Origin of the sequence: Maricaulis maris MCS10, assembly GCF_000014745.1 — a bacterium.
GTDB classification, from domain to species: Bacteria; Pseudomonadota; Alphaproteobacteria; order Caulobacterales; family Maricaulaceae; genus Maricaulis; species Maricaulis maris_A.
Window position 1 is genome coordinate 1,751,972 of the sequence record NC_008347.1, and the last position, 20,066, is coordinate 1,772,037.

The 20,066-nt window shown below is 64.3% G+C and carries 21 protein-coding genes; 6 read left to right on the top strand and 15 right to left on the bottom strand.

Features of this window, described 5'->3' with window-relative positions:
- The first annotated feature begins 391 nt into the window (after positions 1-391).
- The gene (locus MMAR10_RS17055; protein WP_190273905.1) at positions 392-553 is read left to right on the top strand and encodes a hypothetical protein; all 162 of its coding nucleotides are present in this window, start codon (positions 392-394) and stop codon (positions 551-553) included.
- Positions 554-619: 66 nt separating this feature from the next.
- Here MMAR10_RS17055 and MMAR10_RS08305 read toward each other — a convergent pair whose 3' ends face one another.
- The 5 genes from MMAR10_RS08305 to hutI all read right to left on the bottom strand — a co-directional run bounded on the left by MMAR10_RS08305 (position 620) and on the right by hutI (position 6,464).
- Positions 620-1,006 carry a hypothetical protein gene (locus MMAR10_RS08305; RefSeq protein WP_150099744.1) on the bottom strand — a complete coding sequence of 129 codons (387 nt, stop codon included), beginning with the start codon at positions 1,004-1,006 and terminating at the stop codon, positions 620-622.
- A 249-nt stretch (positions 1,007-1,255) separates the two neighbouring features.
- The gene (gene hutU / locus MMAR10_RS08310) at positions 1,256-2,923 is read right to left on the bottom strand and encodes a urocanate hydratase (protein WP_011643540.1); all 1,668 of its coding nucleotides are present in this window, start codon (positions 2,921-2,923) and stop codon (positions 1,256-1,258) included.
- Positions 2,924-3,736 (bottom strand): N-formylglutamate deformylase, encoded by an 813-nt coding sequence (gene hutG / locus MMAR10_RS08315; RefSeq protein ID WP_011643541.1) that lies wholly within the window; start codon positions 3,734-3,736, stop codon positions 2,924-2,926. It lies immediately after the preceding gene.
- Positions 3,736-5,310, bottom strand: coding sequence for a histidine ammonia-lyase (gene hutH, locus MMAR10_RS08320; protein WP_049755687.1), 1,575 nt, complete (start codon positions 5,308-5,310; stop codon positions 3,736-3,738). Before hutH ends, hutG begins: the two co-directional genes overlap by 1 nt.
- Positions 5,256-6,464 (bottom strand): imidazolonepropionase, encoded by a 1,209-nt coding sequence (gene hutI, locus MMAR10_RS08325; protein ID WP_011643543.1) that lies wholly within the window; start codon positions 6,462-6,464, stop codon positions 5,256-5,258. The genes hutH and hutI overlap by 55 nt, the downstream gene beginning before the upstream one ends.
- Before the next feature lie 86 nt (positions 6,465-6,550).
- Between hutI and MMAR10_RS08330 the strand changes: the two genes are divergently transcribed.
- Positions 6,551-7,924 (top strand): formimidoylglutamate deiminase, encoded by a 1,374-nt coding sequence (locus tag MMAR10_RS08330; RefSeq protein WP_011643544.1) that lies wholly within the window; start codon positions 6,551-6,553, stop codon positions 7,922-7,924.
- A complete protein-coding gene (hutC, locus tag MMAR10_RS08335; RefSeq protein ID WP_011643545.1) occupies positions 7,921-8,655 on the top strand; it encodes a histidine utilization repressor in 735 nt (244 codons plus the stop codon). Before MMAR10_RS08330 ends, hutC begins: the two co-directional genes overlap by 4 nt.
- A 133-nt stretch (positions 8,656-8,788) precedes the next feature.
- Here the strand turns inward: hutC and MMAR10_RS08340 are convergent, their stop codons facing one another.
- Complete coding sequence (locus MMAR10_RS08340; protein WP_011643546.1) at positions 8,789-9,316, bottom strand: DUF4440 domain-containing protein; 528 nt, start codon at positions 9,314-9,316, stop codon at positions 8,789-8,791.
- Positions 9,317-9,418: 102 nt separating this feature from the next.
- On the opposite strand from MMAR10_RS08340, the gene MMAR10_RS16170 reads away from it, so the two are divergent.
- Positions 9,419-10,204, top strand: coding sequence for a LytTR family DNA-binding domain-containing protein (locus tag MMAR10_RS16170; protein WP_011643547.1), 786 nt, complete (start codon positions 9,419-9,421; stop codon positions 10,202-10,204).
- Between the two features lie 17 nt (positions 10,205-10,221).
- Here MMAR10_RS16170 and MMAR10_RS08350 read toward each other — a convergent pair whose 3' ends face one another.
- The 8 genes from MMAR10_RS08350 to MMAR10_RS08385 are packed head-to-tail and all read right to left on the bottom strand — an operon-like array spanning position 10,222 to position 18,079.
- Positions 10,222-12,231, bottom strand: a complete 2,010-nt coding sequence (locus MMAR10_RS08350) for a TonB-dependent receptor (RefSeq protein ID WP_190273906.1) — start codon at positions 12,229-12,231, stop codon at positions 10,222-10,224.
- A 44-nt stretch (positions 12,232-12,275) separates the two neighbouring features.
- Positions 12,276-12,902: a bifunctional phosphoribosyl-AMP cyclohydrolase/phosphoribosyl-ATP diphosphatase HisIE gene (gene hisIE / locus MMAR10_RS08355; protein ID WP_011643549.1), complete on the bottom strand. Its 627-nt coding sequence runs from the start codon at positions 12,900-12,902 to the stop codon at positions 12,276-12,278.
- Positions 12,899-13,666, bottom strand: coding sequence for an imidazole glycerol phosphate synthase subunit HisF (gene hisF, locus MMAR10_RS08360; protein WP_011643550.1), 768 nt, complete (start codon positions 13,664-13,666; stop codon positions 12,899-12,901). The genes hisIE and hisF overlap by 4 nt, the downstream gene beginning before the upstream one ends.
- Complete coding sequence (gene hisA / locus MMAR10_RS08365; protein ID WP_011643551.1) at positions 13,648-14,382, bottom strand: 1-(5-phosphoribosyl)-5-[(5-phosphoribosylamino)methylideneamino]imidazole-4-carboxamide isomerase; 735 nt, start codon at positions 14,380-14,382, stop codon at positions 13,648-13,650. The genes hisF and hisA overlap by 19 nt, the downstream gene beginning before the upstream one ends.
- The gene (hisH, locus tag MMAR10_RS08370; protein WP_011643552.1) at positions 14,379-14,975 is read right to left on the bottom strand and encodes an imidazole glycerol phosphate synthase subunit HisH; all 597 of its coding nucleotides are present in this window, start codon (positions 14,973-14,975) and stop codon (positions 14,379-14,381) included. Before hisH ends, hisA begins: the two co-directional genes overlap by 4 nt.
- The gene (gene hisD / locus MMAR10_RS08375; protein WP_011643553.1) at positions 14,975-16,870 is read right to left on the bottom strand and encodes a histidinol dehydrogenase; all 1,896 of its coding nucleotides are present in this window, start codon (positions 16,868-16,870) and stop codon (positions 14,975-14,977) included. Before hisD ends, hisH begins: the two co-directional genes overlap by 1 nt.
- 10 nt (positions 16,871-16,880) lie before the next feature.
- Positions 16,881-17,765 carry an ATP phosphoribosyltransferase gene (hisG, locus tag MMAR10_RS08380; RefSeq protein ID WP_011643554.1) on the bottom strand — a complete coding sequence of 295 codons (885 nt, stop codon included), beginning with the start codon at positions 17,763-17,765 and terminating at the stop codon, positions 16,881-16,883.
- Entirely contained in the window at positions 17,762-18,079 is a 318-nt protein-coding gene (locus MMAR10_RS08385; protein WP_011643555.1) for a YerC/YecD family TrpR-related protein, read from the bottom strand. The genes hisG and MMAR10_RS08385 overlap by 4 nt, the downstream gene beginning before the upstream one ends.
- Before the next feature lie 145 nt (positions 18,080-18,224).
- On the opposite strand from MMAR10_RS08385, the gene MMAR10_RS08390 reads away from it, so the two are divergent.
- Positions 18,225-18,539, top strand: coding sequence for an ArsR/SmtB family transcription factor (locus MMAR10_RS08390; protein ID WP_041637451.1), 315 nt, complete (start codon positions 18,225-18,227; stop codon positions 18,537-18,539).
- Here MMAR10_RS08390 and MMAR10_RS16680 read toward each other — a convergent pair.
- The gene (locus MMAR10_RS16680) at positions 18,536-19,063 is read right to left on the bottom strand and encodes a rhodanese-like domain-containing protein (protein ID WP_011643557.1); all 528 of its coding nucleotides are present in this window, start codon (positions 19,061-19,063) and stop codon (positions 18,536-18,538) included. The two genes, MMAR10_RS08390 and MMAR10_RS16680, sit on opposite strands and share 4 nt — an antisense overlap.
- Positions 19,064-19,194: 131 nt before the next feature.
- Between MMAR10_RS16680 and MMAR10_RS08400 the strand changes: the two genes are divergently transcribed.
- Entirely contained in the window at positions 19,195-20,064 is an 870-nt protein-coding gene (locus MMAR10_RS08400) for an MBL fold metallo-hydrolase (protein WP_011643558.1), read from the top strand.
- Positions 20,065-20,066 lie beyond the last annotated feature (2 nt).

The window sequence follows — 20,066 nt, forward strand, 5'->3', positions numbered from 1 at the left end:
AGGGCATGTTTCTCCCTCCGATGCGAAGCCCCAACCCTATTGTCATCCCGGCCGGATGGCCCGCGCAGGCGGGCCGCAGAGCCGGGACCTACAAACATCAGCACATGCAATTATCTGACGCGGCGGCACCACTGCGAACGATTGGGACCCAACGGGCGTATAGATCCCGGCTCTCCAGCCTGCTTGCGCAGGGCAGGAGCCTGCGCCCGCGAAAGCGGGTGGCCGGGATGACAATTCGCTGGTGAATATGGACACGCGAAACCCGTTTTTCCCGGCCGCAAACCGGCGAAAGCCGGTTGGAGAGCCGGGACCGACGAGACGTCGTTGCAGGCGATGAGTCTCCCGTGGGTCCCGGATAGCGCTGACGCGCTTCCGGGAGAAATGGCGTTGAGTGTTTCTTCCCCATTCCATGGGGCTGGCATTCCTGCTGGCAGGACCGGTTTACGACCTGATCAGCCAGCGCAGGATCACCGCCGCCACCCTGATCGGGATCGGGATCAATGTGCTCTACATCGTCGGCTTGGTGCTGGCGACCGCCCCGCCGGAAGGGTGAGAGTCGGAAGCGAGGGCGGCAAAATCAACTTGTGCAGAAGTAGCCGCCCGCCAGTCCGCCTGAAAATCAATCAGTTGAAACGTGCCGCCCAAAAAACTGGACGGCCAGGTTTTTCCGGAAAATCATGAACTGGACGGATATCATGGCGTACATCAGCGCCGCCCAACTCAGCAGAACCGGACTCTCCAGCACCACGCGCCACAGTGCATCCGGCTGATGCATTCCGGTCGGGCTATCCGAGGCAAGGTTGAAAACGACCACGGCGGGCATCAAGACCAAAATCCACGAACCCAGTCCGATAACCCGTGCCACCGGCCGGGCGGTTTCGGAGTACTTGGCAGTCGACGCGATCCGCAAAGCGAGGCCCCAGCCAAGGGCCGCCATGCCGATCTTCATGATCAGTGGAAATTCCTCACCAAAGGATACGCCCAGCAGAGGGGAAAATCCGATCATGAGGACAACGCCACAAGCGGCAAAGTGCGAGGCATAGAACATGCCGGCAGAATACTCAGTGACTGCAAATTTAACAATCGAAGCCGCCGGAAGATTGATGGGCGGGCCATCCGCTTTCTTCCCCATCCCATGGGGAAGTGGGCCGCTGCGCAGCAGCGGGTCGAAGGGGCCGAGCGCAGCGAGGAAAAACGGCTACGCCGCCCCTCCGTCCCTGCGGGACACCTCCCCATGAAATGGGGAGGGAAGCCGCTACACACTCGGCAGATCCAGCCCCTGCTCCTTCGCGCAGTCCTTCGCGATCTCATAGCCGGCATCGGCGTGACGCATCACGCCCGTGCCCGGATCATTCCACAACACCCGACCAACGCGCTCTGCGGCCTCAACCGTGCCGTCGGCGAGGACGACCTGGCCGGAGTGCAGGGAATAGCCCATGCCGACGCCGCCACCATGATGCAACGAGACCCAGGTGGCGCCCGAAGCCGTGTTGAGGAGCGCGTTGAGGAGCGGCCAGTCGGCGACGGCGTCTGAGCCGTCCATCATCGCTTCGGTTTCTCGGTTCGGGCTGGCGACCGAGCCTGAGTCGAGATGGTCGCGGCCGATTACGACGGGGGCGGAGAGCTCGCCCGTGCGGACCATCTCGTTGAAGGCGAGGCCCAGCTTGTGGCGCTCGCCCAGGCCGACCCAGCAGATCCGCGCCGGCAGGCCCTGGAAGTGGATGCGCTCGCGCGCCATGTCGAGCCAGCGGTGAAGGTGCGGATTGTCCGGGATCAGTTCCTTCACCTTGGCGTCGGTCTTGTAGATGTCTTCGGGATCACCCGACAGCGCCGCCCAGCGGAAAGGGCCAATGCCGCGGCAAAACAGCGGGCGGATATAGGCCGGCACGAAGCCGGGAAAATCGAAGGCGTTGGTAACGCCCTCGTCAAAGGCCATCTGGCGGATATTGTTTCCATAATCGAGCGTCGGGATGCCCTGCTCCCAAAAGGCCAGCATGGCTTTGACCTGCTCCGCCATGGAGGCTTTTGCGGCCGCTTCGACGGCGGCGGGATCGCTCTCGCGTTTTTCGTCCCATTCGGCGAGGGTCCAGCCAGCGGGCAGATAGCCGTTTGCGGGGTCATGGGCGGAGGTCTGGTCGGTGACCATGTCCGGCTTGACGCCGCGTTTCACCAGTTCCGGGAAGACCTCGGCCGCATTGCCCAGCAGGCCGACCGAGACCGCCTCGCCCTTGGCGCAGGCCGCGTTGATGATTTCCAGCGCCTCGTCCAGCGTGGTGGCGCTCTTGTCGAGATAGCCGGTCTTCAGCCGCATCTCGATCCGGCTCGGCTGGCATTCCACCGCCAGCATGGAGGCGCCGGCCATCGTCGCAGCCAGCGGCTGGGCGCCGCCCATGCCGCCAAGCCCGCCGGTCAGGATCCACTTGCCGGTGAGGTCACCGTCATAATGCTGGCGACCGGCCTCAACGAAAGTCTCATACGTGCCCTGAACGATGCCTTGCGAGCCGATATAGATCCAGGAGCCGGCCGTCATCTGGCCGTACATCATCAGGCCCTTCTTATCGAGCTCGCGGAAATGATCCCAATTGGCCCAGTTGGGCACGAGATTGGAATTGGCGATCAGCACGCGCGGGGCATCCTTGTGAGTGCGGAAGACCCCGACCGGCTTGCCGGACTGGACCAGCAGGGTCTCGTCTTCCTTCAGGCGTTTCAGCGTCGCGACGATGCGGTCATAGCTCTCCCAGTCGCGCGCGGCCCGGCCGATCCCGCCATAGACAACCAGCTCTTCCGGCTTCTCCGCCACGTCGGGGTCGAGATTATTCATCAGCATGCGCAAGGGCGCCTCGGCGGCCCAATGGGTAGCGTCGAGCTCTGAGCCATGCTTGGCGCGGATGATGCGGGAATTGTCGCGGCGGGTCTGGGTCATTTACTTCACCTCTCCGGAATAGAGATTTCGCGCCGCGTCGAGCGCAGCTTTCATCACGTCTGTCAGGGCGGAACGCAACCGGTCGGCCTTGTCGCCATCAAAGGCCCAGGGCGGGGCTTCGGTCATGTAAGCGGACTGGGCGATTTCCATCTGCAGGGCGTGGATATTCTGGCTCGGACGGCCAAAGGCGCGGGTGATGAAACCGCCCTTGAAACGGCCATTGACGATGGAGGCATAGTCCTCGTGATCCATCATCGCCTTGACCGCCCAGCGTTCGATCATGCGGTCACAGCTCTCACCGCCATTCGTGCCCAGATTGAGATCCGGCAGTACGCCTTCAAACAGGCGCGGAACCTCGGATGCTATCGAATGGGCGTCCCACAAGAGCGCATAGCCATGCTCCATCCGGGTCGCCATCAAGGTCTCGGTCAGGGCGCGGTGGTAGGGATCATAGAACCCGGTCCGGCGCTGCTCGATCTCGTCCTCATTTGGGGCCGCACCCTCGCGATAGATCGGCGTTCCGTCGAACAGCGTGGTCGGGACCAGCTCGGTTGTCGCCTGACCGGGATAGAGCGACGTGCCCGTAGGATCACGATTGAGGTCGATCACATAGCGCGAATAATTGGCGCGAATCACGGTTGCGCCCAGTGTCTCGAGAAAATCGTAGAGTTCGGGGATATGCCAGTCGGTGTCCGGCAAGCCGCCCGCCGGTTCGCTCAATCGTTCCGCCAGGCCCGGCGGCAGGGCCGTCCCGGAATGCGGCATGGAAACGACAAGCGGCGCGCTGCCGCGCGTGAGGGTGAAAACATCCATCAGGCTATCCCGGGAAGCGTGCCCGCATCCGCCACAAGCCCCCTGCCCGTCACCAGATCACGCGCATTGGCGATATCGGTGGCAAAATAGCGATCATCGCCATAGGCGGGAACCTGTTTGCGCAATGTCGCCTTGGCCGTTTCCAGCGTCGGCGAGGAAGTCAGCCCGGCATGGAAATCCGTCCCTTGCGCCCCGCACAACAATTCGATGCCGACCACGACATGGAGGTTTTCCGCCATTTTCAGCAGGCGGAAGGCGCCATGGGTGGCCATGGAGACATGATCTTCCTGGTTGGCCGAGGTGGGAATGCTGTCGACCGAGGCCGGATAGGCTTTCTGCTTGTTCTCCGAGACCAGAGCCGCCGCCGTGACATGGGCGATCATGAAGCCGGAATTGATGCCCGGATTGGGTGTCAGGAAAGCCGGAAGACCGGACACCGCCGGGTCGGTCAAAAGCGCGATGCGGCGCTCGCAGATCGAGCCGATTTCGCAGGCTGCCATGGCGATCTGGTCGGCGGCGAAGGCGACCGGTTCGGCGTGGAAATTGCCGCCGGAAATGGCCTCGTCCGTGTCCGTGAAGATCAGCGGATTGTCGGTGACCGCATTGGCTTCGCGCTCCAGCACGGCGCCGGCCTGGCGCAGGAGATCGAGCACGGCACCCATGACCTGGGGCTGGCAACGCAGGCAGTACGGGTCCTGGATTTTCTCGCAGCCTTCATGGCTGGACAGGATGCCGGAGCCATCGAGCAGGCCCCGCAGCGCCGCCGCGACATCGATCTGGCCGGGATGGCCGCGCAGGCTGTGAATGCGCGGATCAAAGGGCGCGACCGAGCCCTTGGCGGCGTCGACACTGAGCGCTCCGGATACAAGGGCAGCCTGAAAGCCGGCCTCGACCTCGAACAGGCCGGCAAGAGCCAGCGCGGTCGAGGTCTGGGTTCCGTTGAGCAGGGCAAGACCCTCTTTCGGGCCGAGTTGAACCGGCTTCAGACCGGCTTTCGCAAGCGCGTCGGAGGCCGGCATGCGCTGCCCCTGCCACGTCGCTTCACCTGCCCCGATCAGGGCGGCGGACATGTGCGCCAATGGTGCCAGATCACCGGAGGCACCAACCGAGCCCTGCGACGGGATGACCGGCAGCACGTCGGCATCAAGCAGCGCTTGCATGGCTGCAATCGTTGTCCAGCGCACGCCCGATGCGCCGCGCCCCAGGCTGGCCAGCTTCAAAGCCATGACCAGGCGGACGATGCGGCTGTCCAATGCTTCGCCAATCCCGGCGGCATGGGACAGGACGAGCCGTTCCTGCAGGGTCGCCAGCTCGTCATCGGCGATACGGGTCTGGGCCAGCTTGCCGAAACCGGTGTTGAGGCCATAAACCGCCTCGCCCGAAGCAATCAGGCGGTCGACCGTGGCAGCCGCAGCATCGACACCGGCCTTGGCCTCCGGGTCGATCCGGATTGTCGCGCCTCGCCAGATGTCCGCCCAGTCGGCCAGCACCATGGCGCCGGGTTTGATGGTCACAGTCGTCACTGCCACTCTCCTGCGAGGATGCGGCCATGCAGTGGCCGGCGTCCGATCCATTGAATGATTTCTGCGGGACGTTCGACGTCCCAGATGGCGAGGTCGGCGGCCTTGCCAACCTCCAGCGTGCCGATCTCGCCGTGTAGCCCGAGCGCCCGCGCGGCATTGCGGGTCATCCCGGCAAAGGCTTCCGGCAAGGTCAGACCGAACAGGATGCAGGCCATGTTGGCCGCCGTCAGCAAGGATACCAGCGGCGAGGTGCCGGGATTGGCGTCGGTCGCTACCGCCATGTCGACGCCCGCGGCCCGCATTGCCTCGACGGGCGGTTTTTTCGTCTCGTTCAAGGCGTAGAAGGCGCCCGGCAGCAACACACCGACCGTGCCGGCCTTGGCCATCGCCGCAATGCCCTCAGCATTCGTGTATTCGATATGGTCGGCCGACAGGCCACCGAATTCGGCAACCAGCCTGGCGCCGCCAGTATCAGACAATTGGTCGGCATGGAGCTTGACTGGCAAGCCGGCAGCCTTGGCGGCAATGAAGAGGCGTCGGGTTTCTTCAGGTGAGAAGCCGATGCCTTCGCAATAGGCGTCCACAGCATCGGCGAGACCTTCGCGGGCGGCTTCGCGGATCAGCGGGATGCAAATCTCGTCGATATAGCGACCACTCTCACCCTTGTACTCCGGCGGCACGGCATGGGCTGCGAGCAGGGTCGCCGAGACCCGCATGCCCGAGGCCCGTTCAACGCCGCGCGCGGCCCGCAACATGGTGCGCTCGCTCTCACGCGTCAGCCCGTAGCCGGACTTGATCTCGACCGTGCCGACACCTTCCTGTGCCAATGCATCAATCCGAGTCAGCGCCCCCGCCGCCAGCTCGGCCGCGCCCGCCGCACGGGTAGCCTCGACAGACCGCGCGATGCCGCCGCCGGAGCGCGAAATGCTTTCATAACTCTCCCCGCCCAGACGACGCTCGAACTCGTCCGAGCGGTCACCGGCAAAGACGAGGTGGGTGTGACAGTCGATCAGCGCGGGTGTCACCCAACGGCTGGCCAGGCGTTCGGTCTCCCGGGCCTCGCCCGGGATCTCGGACATCGGGCCGATCCAGGCGATCCGCCCGTCCTTGATACCCAGCGCCGCCTTTTCGATGACGCCATAGCCGTCATCTCCAGCGACCATGGTCGCCAGTCGGGCTTCGGTCAGCAGGCGATCGAATTGCATCGGCATAGGCTCCCGGGGACTTTGCAAGCAGCTAATTGTCTATACAATAAATCCCGCTTTTCGAGTCTGTCCAGCCGGGAGACACCGTGTCCGCTGATTTTCATCTCGCTTGCGCGCTGCTGCCCGATGGCTGGGCCAGGGATGTCCGACTGAGCGTCGGTCCCGATGGTGCCATTACGGCCCTGTCCGTCGGCGAAGCCGCCCAGCCCGGCGACACCCGTCTGGGCACAATCTTGCCCGGCATGACCAATCTCCACTCGCACGCCTTCCAGCGGGCAATGGCTGGCCTGTCAGAACGGCGCGGGTCTGGCACGGACAGTTTCTGGTCCTGGCGCGAGATCATGTACCGCTTTCTCGACCGGCTCGACCCCGACGCCGTGGAAGCGATCGCGGCCATGGTGCAGGTGGAGATGCTGGAGGCGGGCTTCACCGCGGTCGGCGAATTCCACTATCTGCATCACGCGCCGGATGGCTCGCCTTACGACGATGCCGGCGAGATGGCGGCCCGCATTTGCGCGGCGGCGACAACAACCGGCATGGCGTTGACCATGCTGCCGGTCTTCTATCGCTGGTCCGGTTTCAAACAGGCACCGGCTACACCGGGCCAGCGCCGCTTCAACGCCGATCCCGACCTTTACGCCAGGCTCGTCGAACGGGCGCGGCACCATGCCGGCCAGCTTCCGCACGCTGTAGTCGGCATCGCGCCGCACTCGCTGCGAGCGGCCTCGATGGATGATATCCGTGCAATCCTGCCACTGGCGGACGGCGGACCGGTCCATATCCACATTGCCGAGCAGACCGGCGAGGTCGACGCCTGTATCGACGCCACCGGCGCCCGCCCTGTTCGCCATCTCCTGGACCGACAACCGGTCAATGACAGCTGGTGCCTGGTCCACGCCACCCACATGGACGCCGGCGAGGTCCGCGACCTGGCCGCCAGCGGCGCGGTCGCGGGCCTGTGTCCCATGACCGAAGCCAGCCTGGGCGACGGGTTGTTTCCGGCGGTGGACTATCTCGCTGCCGGCGGTCGTTTCGGCATCGGCTCGGACAGTCATATCCGCATCGACCTGGCCGAAGAGCTGCGCCTGCTGGAATACGGCCAGCGCCTGACGCGACGCGAGCGCAATGTGCTCTCCGCGCCCGGTGTCAGCACAGGTCGTCACCTGTTCGATGCAGCCTGCGAGGGCGGCGCACAGGCGATCGGACAGGCGACCGGCCGCATCGCCGTCGGTCAGCGCGCCGACCTGGTCGAGCTCGACGAGAGCCACCCGGTCCTCGCAGGGCGTTCCGGCGACGCGCTGATCGACAGCTGGCTGTTCGCCGGCGACGCGCGGCAGGTGCGCAGCGTCCATGTCGGCGGGATCCCGCGCGTCATTGACGGGCAGGCCACATGCCGTGAGACAGTGTCCCGACGCTATGAAAAGACCCTGCAATCCATCATGGCGGGCTGGACGACATGACCAACTGGCGCGATCAGCTTCAGCTTGATGGTGAGGGTCCGGTCTATGACCAGATCCGCCAAGCCATCCTGTCCCGCATCCGCAGCGGCAGCTGGGCACCAGGCTACCGCCTGCCATCCGAGGCCGACCTGTGCGATCATTTCGGTACCGCCCGGATGACAGTCAGCCGGGCACTGCGTTCCCTGACCGAGGACGGGCTGGTGATCCGCAAACGCCGCGCCGGCAGCTTTGTCGCCCAGCCCGACGCCCCGGCGGCGCTATTGAAAATCATCGACATGGCCAGCGCCATTCCCGCGCGCGGTCAGCGCTATGGCTATCAATGCCTGGGCAGCGCGACCATCCCGGCGGGCGAGGACACGGCGCGCCAGATGCGCCTCTTGCCCGGTGCTCGCGTGCAACATGTCCGCTGCCTGCATTCTGCTGACGGCCAGCCGGTAGAACTGGAGGAACGCTGGATCAATCTCGCCTTGCTTCCGGATGTTGCCCAGGCCGACTTCACGGCCGAAGGCCCCGGCGGCTGGCTGCTGCGGCAAACCCCCTGGACCGAAGCCGAGCACACCGTCTCGGCTGTCAATGCCGACCCGGTCCTCGCCGCCTGCCTCGGTATCGAACCGGGCGCCGCCTGCCTGGTCCTTGAACGCCGTACCTTCCAGGGCGACGACGTCGTCACCCTCGCCCGCCTCACCCACCCGGGCGACCGCCATGTGATGAGCGAGCGTTTTGCGCCTTAAAGACGTCGGCGACCGACAGCCTGCCAAAAGCGCCCCCACACTGACCTCGTGACATCGTCTGTCACCTTTGATCCGACGGTCAGCCGGCGGCGTCTGCGTCAGATGCGGGGGCGCGTGGCGTTCAGCTCAGGACCTAGTCCCGAGCATCCATGATCGCAGTGTGAGCGACTTTCCATTGGCCGGACTGCCGAACCAGGACGAGATGAAAATGGGTTCGGCGCAGTTCGCGGCCCGCAACGGCTGAGGGCCCCCGATTGCCGTCCGTGTAGAGGTGCAGCACGGCCGTATCGTCACCGAGCGCACGCATCGAGATCAATTCCATGTTTTCTGCCTCTGTCCGCGAAACCCCGGGACCGAAGGCCGGGAAGAGCCGGTTCTCGAGGAAGTCGGCAAGAGACGGAGCGTCGGTGAACATGCGGGCATAGGCATTGATCCACTCCGTGTCGTCGGTGTGAAGTGCGATGAAAGCATCGGTATTCTCTTCGCTCCACGCGTCCCGATAAGAGCGCAGGAAGTCCAGCAAGGCCTGGCGCTGGTCAGAGCCTGCTTCGACACCGATCTCCCGATAGGCGGGAATTTGGCGCCTTTCCTGGGCCTGCGCCTCGGTCGCGAGCATGGGCAGGGCGATTGCCAGGGCGATCATGGAGAATGTGTTGGGCATGTTTGATGTCCTTTGATGGTGTGCGTTAGGTTTGCCGCCGTCCCGGCAGCTGGTGCCTGCTTGCCCGGGCATGCCTGTCCGCAGCCAGGATATCGTCGCGAAATGTCGCTTATTGACGCGAATGGTCCCAAACTGACCGCAACGCCATCAAGCCTTTGGCATCATGATGCCGGACTGCTTTGCGGGGTTTGGCTGTTCATGACGTCGACCTTCGTCGTCGGTGGTGCCTATGACACAGACGAATTTGCCCCGTTGCACCGCATCGCGTTCTGGCTGCTCACAGCCGCCATGGTGGTTTTCCAGCCGGTCATTCTGGAGCGCCTGTTCAGCCGCTTCACACCCGCCACCCTGGTCGGCGCCTGGCTGGCTGCCACGGGCGCTGTCCTCGTGGCGATCCCGGTCGTGGCGATCGAGATACACCTGTTGAAGTCGACCCCATTATTGCCGCGAGCGGCCGACCCGTGGATCCAATTCATACCCTTCATCGGCGCGCCTGTTTTGATCGTTGCAGGATTCGTCCTGTTTCTGCGCTTCTCCTGGGAGCGCAGGCACCTGGACTACAAGACGCAGCTCTCCAGACCTGCCAACAAGCCGGCTTCGGCACGCGGGCCGATCGGACCGGAAACACTCTATGTCCGGTCGCAGGATCACTATCTCGAGATAACCACCGAAGGTGGGCGGCGCTTCATTCGGGGCCGCCTCGCAGACTTGAGCACCGGCAGTGACGTGTTTGGCTTCACACCCCATCGGTCCTGGTGGGTCGCAGATCGGGCGATCGAATCCTGCCGGCGTGACGGTCGTGACCTGCGGCTTGTCCTGAGCGATGGCACGGATGTGCCGGTCAGTCGGTCACGCCGGGAGTTGGTCCGGGCGCGAGGCTTGATCTGAGCCACAGCGCCACAGCATCAAAACCCGACCCGAACGCCAATGCTCACTCCCCGCTCCTCGCCCGGAAAGTAACGGTCTGAGCCGAAAGCGTAGTCGGCGCGCTCGGCGTAGCGGGTGTTGAGCAGGTTTCTAATAGCGCCGAAAATTTCCGCGCCCTCGCGCCATTGATAGCGGGCGCGCAGGTGAAACAGGTCGTGTCCGTCATAGCTGTGCAGATTGCCAGCATCGGTGAAGTAGCGACCCATGTGCGACCATTCCAGCTCGCCACTGAAGCGCGCGGTGGGTTGCCATCGGGCACGCACATTCCACAACCATTCCGGGGCGGTGTCGATCTCGGCTCCCGCGCGGATGGTCTCGCTGGCAGTGCTGACCGGCCGGTCGAAATCATAGAGGTGACGGGCCCAGCTGCCGGCCAGGTTGAATGTCAGCGTCGATGAAGCCAGCCAGTCCAGCGCCAGTTCCAGCCCGTGATGCCGGGTCTGGCCACCCGTCACATTGAAGCCGTCGGCATCGCGGAAAAAAACATTGTGCTTTTTCATGGCAAAAGCGGTCACGGACCAGTCGAAGCGCGCGCCGCCGCGCCGGTATCCAATCTCGAAACTGTCCAGTGTTTCCGGCTCGATGCCGTCAATCACCTGACCTGGCTGCAGCCGGTAGAGCTCGGCGGTCTGCGGCGCCCGGGCCCCGCGTGCGAGGCGGGTCACGACATGGCTCGAGGTATTGATCTGCCAGCTGGCACCGACATGAGGCAGGACGAGATCATAGCCGTCGCTTCGGTCGGCGACGCGCAGATAGCGCCCAATGGCGTTGTCGGCGAGCCGGTTATCATAGTCATATTGCACCCGCTCGAGCCGCAATCCGGCTTGCAGGCGCAAGGCATCGGACGCGTCCCAATACCCCTGCCCGTAGACCGCCGTCAGCGTGCTATCCACGGTGTAGTCATAATGTTCGCCCTGGACGAAGGAGAAGAGGGTCGGGCGGGTCTGGGTTTCGCGCAGCGTGCCGGTCGTGGCTTCGACATCGGCGCCCAGCACCCACTCGCCCCATCCGGTCTGCCGGGTCAGCGAGGTTTGCACGCCCGCGCTGGCATGGCCGCTTTCCTCGAGAGCCTCGGAGGGCAGGAAATGCATCAGGAAATCCATCTCGTTGGCGCGCAGATAGGGGGTGACCTGCCATTGCGTGAGGGCGTCGGCCTGACCGCTCAGGCTGAGCGTCAGACGCAGGGCCTGCGCGTTGCGAAAGGCTTCCGGATCTCCATTCCTGCGCGCCAGATCAAGATTGCGATAGGCGTCGAGACCGCCGACATAGCCGGCGGTTTCCTGCTGCAAGCTCACCAGAGCCGCCGTGGCCCGCCAGTCAAAGCGCGGCATCGCGCCATCGAGCCGCACCAGGGTTTCAACCCGATCGAGGCCGGCTTCGTCACGCCAGCCATCTTCGTGCTGCCCCGCTATGGCAAGCAGAGCCGACGCTCCGTCGCCGGGACGGGAGATGATCAGCTGTCCGCGTCGCCGCCCGAAAGACCCCAGCTCAGCCTCGAACCCCGATGCCGTGTCCGCGGCGGTCGGGGTCAGGTAGTTGATGACACCGTGAAGCCCGTTCGAACCCTGCAGGGCCGATCCAGGTCCACGCACAATTTCGATCCCACCAGACAGCCCGTTCAGGGCCTCGAACAGGCCATTCACATTGGCAAAGCCGGCGGCGCGCAGCGGGATGCCGTCCTCCAGATAGAGGAAGGATCCGGCCCCTGCCCCGCCGGTCAGGACCGGCGAGCGGATGGCGGCAAGATGTTCGGCGCCATTGCCGCGGTTCAGCGCCACACCGGGCACACGGGCCAGAATTTCGGCGGGATGCTGGGCCGCCGTCCGGATGAGCGTGTCGCCGTCAATCCGGGTGACCGGCAGGATGGTCGCGTCGACCGCCTCGCCGCTGCGCGCGCCGGTGACCACGATCACATCATCCCGATTGAACACATCATCCCGATTATTGCCCGGCAGCGGGCCCTGGGCAGCCGCGCCGGCAGCCAGCATGACGCTCGCCGCAAGCCCAGCCAGTCCTGGTTCACCCATCCGCATCAGGCCGGTTTGGATGCCCGGACTGCATGGCGGTTACGCAGCACGTCGACGACGTCTTCCAGACCCAGTTCCCGCGATTCCAGCAGGACCATCAGGTGGAACAACAAGTCAGCGGCTTCACCGGCCAGCGCTTCCTTGCTTTCCGACACGGCCGCCATCGCCACTTCCACGCCCTCTTCGCCGACTTTCTGGGCCGGGCGCTTGGGCGCTTTGGCCATCAGGCTGCCAACATAGGAGCCCTTGGTCTTGTCTTTCTTGCGCTTGCGGATGATGGCGCGCAAATGAGCGAGGAAACCCAGTCCCGGACCCGGGTCATCCCCGAAACAACTGACCGTGCCGGTATGGCAGGCAGGGCCTTTCGGCTTGACCTCAACCAGCAACGCGTCGCTGTCGCAATCGGCAGCAAGGTTGACCAGTTTGAACGTGTTGCCGGAGGTTTCGCCCTTCTTCCAAAGGCGCTGTTTGGAGCGCGAGAAGAAGTGGACCTTGCCGCTCTTGATCGTCGTGGCCAAGGCCTCGGCATTCATATAGCCCAGCATCAATACCTGCCGGGTGGCCGCGTCCTGGATGATCGCCGGGATCAGGCCATCGCCCTTTTTCCAGTCGAGCGTCTTTTCATCAATCATGGTCTGACCCTGATTCCTTCACCATCAAGCCAGGACTTCAACTGCCCGATCTCGATGACCCCCTTGTGAAACACGCTGGCGGCCAGCGCACCATCGACCTTGGCAAGTTCGAACACGGATTTGAAGTGCTCTTTCCGTCCGGCGCCGCCCGAGGCGATCAAAGGTGTGGAACACATCGCACGGGCCGCCTCCAATTGCGCGATATCATAGCCGTCGCGGACACCGTCCTGGTCCATGCAGTTGAGCACGACCTCACCCGCTCCGCGGTCGACGCCCTCGCCGATCCAGTCAAGCGTGCGGCGGTGACCGGCAAAACTCTTGTCCGGGTCACCGGTGTATTGGTGGACCCGCCAGGCGCCCTCGATCATGCGGCTGTCGACGCCCAGTACCACGCACTGGCTGCCGAACTCGGCGGCGAGCCGGTCAATGATGGTCGGGTCCTCGAGCGCTGGCGTGTTGACCGAGATCTTGTCGGCACCGGCAAACAGGCGGGCCCGGGCATCATCAACCGAGCGAATCCCGCCGGCGACGCAGAAGGGAATGTCCAGCTCGCGAGCCACGGCGCTGACCCATTCCGGCTCCACCGTCCGGCCACGGGCGCTGGCGGCGATGTCGTAGAAGACCAGCTCGTCGGCCCCCTCGCGGGCATAGCGGCGGGCCAGATCGACAATATCGCCGACATCTTCATGGTCCCGGAAACGCACGCCCTTGACCACGCGACCGTCGCGCACGTCGAGACAGGGAATTAAGCGTCGCGCAAGCATGCGATCGCCTCCCCGACGGTGAAACGGCCTTCATACAGGGCCTTGCCCGTGATCGCGCCCGCCGCACCGGCCGCCCGCGCTGCGCGAAGATCGTCCAGCGAAGACACCCCGCCCGAGGCCTGCCAGTCGATATTCGGATAGTCCGTCGCCAGCCGCTTGTAGAGGGCGATATTGGGGCCCGACAAATCGCCATCGCGACCGATATCGGTGACCAGGGCATGGGCAAGTCCGGTGCCCTCATAAGCCGAGATCACATCGTCCAGCGTTGTGTCCGCCATGTCGGTCCAGCCTTTCAGCGCGGGACGGTATTGGCCGCCGATCTGGCGTACATCAAGCGCCAGCGTGATCCGGTCACCACCATAATTCTGCAGCCAGCCGGCCACCCGGTTTGTGTCCGTGACCGCCAGAGAGCCGATGATCACGCGTTCGACACCGGCTGCCAGCAAGTCCTCGATATCCTCGGCCGAGCGAACGCCGCCGCCGGTCTGGACACGCAGACCGGTCTCGCAGAGCGAGCGGATCAGCGCGCCCTGCCGGCGGGCGCCATCGCGGGCACCGCTGAGATCGACGATATGGACCCAGACGGCACCCGCCTCACCGAACTGTTCAGCAACGCGCATGGGATCATCACCATAGTCGGTCACGGCATCGAAGGCGCCCTTGTGCAGGCGCACGACACGACCGTCCAAAAGGTCAATCGCTGGATAAAGAATCATACCGAACCCGTTGCAAAATTTGTCAGAATTCGCGCACCGACAATGCCGGAGCGCTCGGGATGGAACTGGCAGCCGGCGACATTGCCCTTCCGGACGACCGCGGAAATCTCGCGACCATATCGGGCGCTCGCCCGCGTGTGGGACCCCACCGGCGCAAAAAACCCGTGCACGAAATAGACATGGGAACCGGGCTCCAGACCGGACAAAAGCGGCTCTTCTCCCGGTGTGAAATCCAGCGTGTTCCAGCCCATGTGCGGCCACACGCCATCATCCGGCGGCGGCAATTTTTCAATCCGGCCGGGGATCAGGCCCAGACCGTCCACATCCCCCTCGGCCGAGCGCTCGAACAGGAGCTGCATGCCCAGACAAATGCCCAGGACCGGGCGGGTTTCGGCTTTCAATGCCGCCTCCCATCCGCGCGCGCACAATTGTTCCATGGCCGGTTTCGCCGCACCGACGCCAGGCAGGATGAGGCGGTCACAATCGGCAAGCCCGTCCGGGCCTTTCGCAACCTGATAGGCCAACCCTGCCCGTTCCAGGGCAAAACGCACCGAGGCCAGGTTGGCGCAACCGGTATCGATCAAGCCAATCATCACGCCAGCATGCCCTTGGTTGACGGAAGCGCGTCGCCCTCGACCCGCAAGGCCTGACGCAGGGCGCGCCCGAAAGCCTTGAAACAGCCCTCGACCATGTGATGGGCATTCTCGCCCTCGACCTTGAGGTGGATCGCCGCACCGAGGCTTTCCGCGATCGAGCGGAAGGCGTGGGCCGTCATTTCGACCGGGAACTCACCGACGAACTCACCGGGAATCTCACCCTCGAACTTCGCGAAAGGACGACCGGACAGGTCGATCCAGGCCGCCGCGCGGCTTTCATCCATCGGCAATTCGAAGCCGAACCGGCCCAGTCCGCGCTTGTCACCCAGGGCAGCGCGCAGAGCCTCACCGAAGGTCAGGCAGACATCTTCAATGGTGTGGTGTCCATCGATCTCCAGATCTCCCTCGACCGCGACGTCGAGCGCAAATCCGCCATGACGGGCGACCTGGTCCAACATGTGGTCGAAATAGCCGATCCCGGTGGCAATGCGGATTGGTCCGTCGCGGTCCAGATTGACGGTGACCGTGACATCGGTCTCCTTGGTCTTGCGGCGTTTGGTCCCGGCACGCGGGCCGGCATCCGGCGCGACATCGCCCGTATTGGCCCGCTCGCGCCGCAAACGCATGGCGAGACCGTGCGCGTCGAGTTGCTCCAGCGCCGCCAGGCGTTCGACCGTCGGCGCAAGGGCGACGGCGCCGGCCTCGCTGGCCCGCAGGATGGTTGTGGTCTTCTGGAAGCTCTCCACCGACACGCCGCCATGCGCCCGGGCCGCACCGGCTGTGGGCAGGGTGTGGTTGGGCCCGGCGGCATAATCACCGGCCGCTTCAGGCGTCCAGGCCCCGACAAAAATCGAGCCCGCATGCCGCACTCCCGCGAGAAGACGCTCGGCGGACTCCGCCTGCAGGATCAGGTGTTCCGGGGCGTAGATGTTGGCGATGTCGATGGCGTCATCGACGCTGTCGCAAACCAGTATGGCAGACGCAGCCAGGGCCTCCCGGGCGATCGCCGCGCGGGGCAGGTCTTCGAGCAACTTGGCGACGGATGCGGTCACCCGATCCGCCGTTGCGGCGTCAAAACAGACCAGCATCACTTGGGCGGAGGGGTCGTGCTCGGCCTGGCTCAGCAGATCGCTGGCGACGAGGTCAGGGTCGGCGGTCTCATCGGCGATCACCATGACCTCGCTCGGCCCCGCGGGAAGGTCGACCGCCGGGCCGCCCGGCAGGCTGCTGACATAGGCTTTCGCCGCGGCGACATAGGCATTGCCCGGGCCGAAAATCTTGTCGGCTCGCGGCAGTCCGGCAGCACCGAAAGAGAGCGCCGCAATCGCTTGCGCACCGCCGATGGCATAGACCTCGTCCAGGCCCAGCAGGTCCGCAGCGGCCAGCAGCGCCGGATTGACGCCGCCATCTCCGGCCGGCGGGGCAACTACCACAATCCGCGGAACCCCGGCCAGCTGGGCGGGAATCGCCAGCATGATCAGCGAGGAAACCAGCGGCGCGGAACCGGCCGGGACATAGAGCGCCGCCGTGTCGACCGGTGTCGCCCGACGCGAGGCCGTCACGCCGGGCCAGGTCTCGACACTGTAGCCGCGATAGCCTTGCTGGACGTGAAAACGGCGAACGGCATCGGCCGCGGCCTTGATGGCTTCGGCATCGCGTGGATCAAGCGCCGCCCGGGCCGCCTTGAGCACACCTTCGGGCACTCGGAAGTCACCCGGGGCGTACCCGTCGAGGCGCTTGGCGTAGGCCCTCACGGCTTCATCGCCCTGATCACGGATGGCATCGACGATATCGCGCGCAGCCGGACCGGCAGAGCTGCTGCTGGCCGGACGGGTCAGGGCTCGCGTCCGGGCTTCGGGAGACGCGTCGGTCCAGTTGAGAATGTCGAGCATGGTCGGGGCCTCAGGCGAGCATTTTTTCAATCGGCAGGACAAGGATGGCGCGCGCGCCTTCCTTCTCCAGGGCTTCCAGGGTCTCCCAGAAGACCCGCTCCCGGCACACGGCGTGGACGGCGACGACATCCTCGCGACCGGCGACCTTGGCGATGGTCGGAGCGTCGGCACCAGGCAGAAGCGCGCGGATGGCGCCCAGCCTGTCAGTTGGCGCGTTGAGCATGATGTATTTGGTTTGCGACGAAGCGATCACACCCTCGGACCGACGCATCAGGATGTTGGCGATTGCATCGGTATCATCGGCACGGCCGGATTTGCGCCGGATCAGGACCGCCTCACTTCGCAAGACGGTCTCAAAGGCTTTCAGGCCATTGGCCTGCAAGGTCGCACCGGAGGACACCAGGTCACAGATTGCGTCGGCGATCCGCAGACGCGGCGCCACCTCGACCGAGCCGCGCATCTCGACAATCTCGGCCTTGACGCCGCGGTCAGCGATATATTGCGCGGTCAATGCCGGATAGGAGGTCGCCACTGCCTTGCCCTCGAGATCGGCAACCGTGCGGATCGAGCCATCATCGGGAGCGGCGAGCTTCAGCGTGCAGCCGGCAAAACCCAGACGCAAGGCGACCTCAAGTTCGCGGGCTCGGCCACCGGCCGCCTGTTCCTCGGCGAGGACATTCTCGCCGACAATTCCGTAATCACAAGCGCCGCTGCCGACGAAATTGGGGATGTCGTCATCGCGGACCAGCATCAGGTCGACCGGCATGTTCTCGGCCCGCTGGTGCAACTTGTCGCGACCATAGGCGAAGCGGAGTCCGCAACGCTTGAGGAGGTCCATCCCCCCTTCGGCCAGACGGCCCTTGCTTTGAACGGCTATGCGCAAACGGGACGTCACGATCCGGTCTCCTTGAGGCGGTTGAGAATGGTGCGGTAGCCCTGCCAGGGTTCCTGGCTGAGAAAACGGGCAACACGGGTCACGGTGGTGGTACTGGCGCCCGTCATTTCGGATATTTCACGATAGGAATGCCCGCCCTCGGCCAACAGGCCGGCCACACGCCAGCGCTCGGTCAGCGTCTTCATCTCGCCCGGGGTCAGGAGATCGCGCAAAAAGCGCTCGGCCTCCCCGGCGTCCTTCAGGGCGAGTATGGCGGCGCTCAAGGCGCTGAGATCGGTGGGTCCGTCACTGCGGCCCGCTGCGGGATCGGTCATGGGTTTGGCTCCTTGAGGGCGGGTATAGCGTGTTAGCGCGCTAACACAATAACAAATATCACCGAACTGCAGCGCCAGGCCGGCATTGCTGATCGGGACGGTCTGATCCTATATGTGCAGAGCTACGCAATTAATGGATCGCGACATGCAGTATGATGAAATGACGCCCATGGCGGAAACGATCGCGGACCTGATGAAGACGCTCGCCCATCCCAGCCGGCTGCTGGCGCTGTGTGCGATGATGGAGAAGGAACGCTCGGTCGGCGAGCTTGCGACGGCGCTTGGCATGCGCGATCAGGCAATGTCCCAGCAATTGGCCATCCTGCGCAATAAGGGGCTGGTCTCCACGAGGCGGGACGGCCAGACCATCTATTATGGCCTCGCCGACGCCCGGATCGAAACAGTGATGGCGGCGCTCTACGCGACCTATTGCGCCGCGGAGACGACCGCAAAGCCCTAACGGGACCGCAAACCCAGCCCGGCGAAGAAGCGGCTGAACGGACAAAAGCCGGTCAGTCTCGCCTGAAACAGCAGGACAGCAACACCCGCCGCAAGGATCAGCCACCAGGGCGAGACCGACGCTGCCAGGCCGACCGAAATCACAACCAGCACGGTCGCGCTTGCGGCGACAGCCTGTGGAACCGTCAACCCTGATGCACCCCGATCAGCCCGTTCCGTCGGGAGACCGGCCGCCTTCCATTTGAGGATGCCGCCCCTCATATGGCCGGCAAGCTCGATCCCTTGTGATCGGCACATGTCCAGCGCCCGCGCCGAGCGCACGCCGGAGCGGCAGTGAAGCACCACCGCACAGCCCTCGCCTTCAGGAATCTCACCCGGCCGAAACCGGGACAGTGGCACCAGCAAGGCCTCGGGGATGCGCTCCGACGCATGCTCGCCCGGCTCGCGCACGTCGATCAGCCGATAGCGTCCGGCTTTCAGACCCGCCTGTATTTCCGCCGGTTCAAATTCCGTATGGTCTGTCATAGTGCGCCTCCATTCTACCATTCGCCCGAAGCGGGCCGCCGCCCCTTGCATTATCGTAGTTGCATAGTTACGCAAATAACTTATATGCAGGATAGACAACGGTTCAACAGACAGACCGAAAGGCCGGGCACATGACCCAGACACCCACCGTCAAAGCCTTCTTCGATGAAGACACCTTCACCGTCAGCTATGTCGTGTCCGATCCAGAAACCCGTAAAGCTGCGATCATCGACTCGGTACTCGATTTCGATCCGGCCTCGGGACGCACGGCGACACGCTCCGCCGACGCCTTGCTCGACCATGTCCGCCGCGAAGGCCTTACGGTCGACTGGATCCTGGAAACCCATGTTCATGCCGACCACCTCTCCGCTGCGCCCTACCTGGCGCGCGAGACAGGCGGCCGGATTGGCATCGGCTCCCATGTGACCCATGTGCAGTCGGTATTCGGAGACCTGTTTCATGCTGGCTCGGATTTCGCGCGGGATGGCTCGCAATTCGGGCATTTGTTCGAGGATGGCGAGCGTTTCTCGATCGGCTCGATCGAAGCTGAAACCATCTACACTCCGGGCCATACGCCGGCCTGCATGGTCTATCATATCGGCGACGTGGCCTTTGTCGGCGACACGCTGTTCATGCCCGATTTCGGTACCGCCCGGTGTGACTTCCCCGGCGGCGATGCGCGTGCCTTGTACAAGTCCATCCAGAAAATCTTCGCCCTGCCCGACAGCACGACGCTCTACATGTGTCATGATTACAAGGCACCGGGTCGGGATCATTTCGCCTGGGAAACTACCGTCGCTGACCAGAAGGCGCGCAATATCCATGTTCATTCGGGTACGACCGAGGACGAATTTGTCGCCATGCGCACCGCGCGCGATGCCGAACTCGCCATGCCGCGCCTGATCCTGCCTTCGGTTCAGGTCAATATGCGCGCCGGCAATCTGCCGGAACCGGAGGACAATGGCCGACGCTATTTGAAAATCCCGCTGGATTCGGTCTGAGC